Source organism: Nocardia farcinica (genome assembly GCF_029867845.1).
Lineage (GTDB): Bacteria > Actinomycetota > Actinomycetes > Mycobacteriales > Mycobacteriaceae > Nocardia > Nocardia farcinica_A.
In genome coordinates, this window is record NZ_JARWRU010000306.1 from 1 (window position 1) to 1,641 (window position 1,641).

Below are 1,641 nucleotides of genomic sequence, written 5' to 3' on the forward strand. Positions count from 1 at the left end.
GGGGCCCTTCGGGACAACCGCCGGAACGGCGTGGAGACCGCACTGCAGAACGAGCCCGGGGCCGACGGCCACTCGACCACCCTGTTCTTCCCCGCCGCCGACCACGACGGCGAGGTCGTCGGGGGACTCCGGGCGCAGGGGCCCTACGCGGGGGCCGAGCAGGCGCACGGGCTGGCGGCCTGGGCGGGCGAGCCGGGCGAGGACGTGCTGCGCGCGATGATCGACGCCCGCGCCCCCGAGGGGGTGGTCGAGGTCAAGGCGGTCTGGGTGGACCGCTCGGCCGCGCATCGCGCCGCGCTGGGCGCCGCGGTCGCGCGGTGCGCCGTGCACGCCGCCTGGCTGCTCGGCGCCCGCTGGAGCTTCGCCACCTCCGCCGGGCACGGCATCGAGCGCTACCGCTCCAGCGGCGCCCGCGTCGCCGAGGAGGTCGAGCCGGTCGCCTACCCGGACGAGCGCTATCGCACGGTCCCGCTGTGGTGGGACACCCACGCGCACGCCAGGCACGCCACCCGCAACCAGAGCGCGCTCATCGTGCTGGAACGCGCCGCGCTGCGCGCCTCGGGCCGGACCTGCCCGCCGCTGTCCGCGGCAGGAAGGCCGGCCGCACGGTGACCGCCTCCGACACCCGCCCGTCCTCGGCGGCCGCGAACCCGGCCGAAGCGCAGGCTCGCTACCGTCCGCTCATCCTGGACGAGAACGTGCCCGACGACCTGGCGGTACTGGCCCGGCTGCGCGCCACACCGACGGTGGCCATCCGCGACCTGCGCGACGCCATCCGCGCGGAACTGGCGAAGTTGTGCGAGCCGCCGATCGACCCCGGCGACCTCGCCGACGAACGCTGGGTCTACTACCCGTGGCGGCGCACCCTGCTCGGCCTGCCGGGCGAGCGCGTGTTCCGCGCCATCCGGCTCGACCGCAACCGCAACAAGCTCACCGCCGCCGAGCAGCGCAGGCTGTCCGGGATGGCGGTGGGCGTGGTCGGGCAGAGCGTCGGGCACGCCATCGCCCACGTCATCGCCCTGGAGGGCTCCTGCGGGCTGCTGCGCCTTGCCGACTTCGACGACATCGAGCTGTCCAATCTCAACCGGGTGCCGGGCACGCTGTTCGACATCGGCGTGAACAAGGCGGTGGTCACCGCGCGGCGCATCGCCGAGCTCGACCCGTACCTGCCGGTCGAGGTGTGCACCGGCGGCGTCGACGAGGAGTCGATCGACCGCTTCCTGAGCGGGCTGTCACTGGTGCTGGAGGAGTGCGACTCGCTCGACGTCAAGTTCGCCGTGCGCGACGGCGCCCGCAGGCACCGGCTGCCACTGCTCATGGACACCAGCGATCGCGGCCTGTTCGACGTCGAGCGCTTCGACCTCGAGCCGGACCGCCCGCCCTTCCACGGCCTGCTCGGCGAGACCGTCGCGGCGGACCTGCGCGGGCTGTCCACCAAGGACAAGGCCCCGCACGTGCTGCGCATCCTCGGCCCGGAGGATCTGTCGGCCAGGATGGCGGCCAGCCTGGCCGAGATCGACCGCAGCGTCACCACCTGGCCCCAGCTCGGCGGCGACGTGCAACTGGGCGCCGCCGTCACCGCCGCCGCCGTCCGCCGCATCGGCCTCGGGCGCGACCTGCCGTCCGGGCGTATCCGTGTCG

General features: G+C 74.7%; 2 protein-coding genes. Both read left to right on the plus strand.

What is annotated here, in order from left to right; genetic code table 11:
* Positions 1 to 612, plus strand: a 612-nt coding sequence (locus tag QH283_RS06600) for a hypothetical protein (RefSeq protein ID WP_280502127.1), incomplete at its 5' end; no start/stop codon positions are given.
* The coding region (locus QH283_RS06605) for an Rv1355c family protein (protein ID WP_280502128.1) at positions 609 to 1,641 on the plus strand (1,033 nt) is incomplete at its 3' end. The genes QH283_RS06600 and QH283_RS06605, both read left to right, overlap by 4 nt.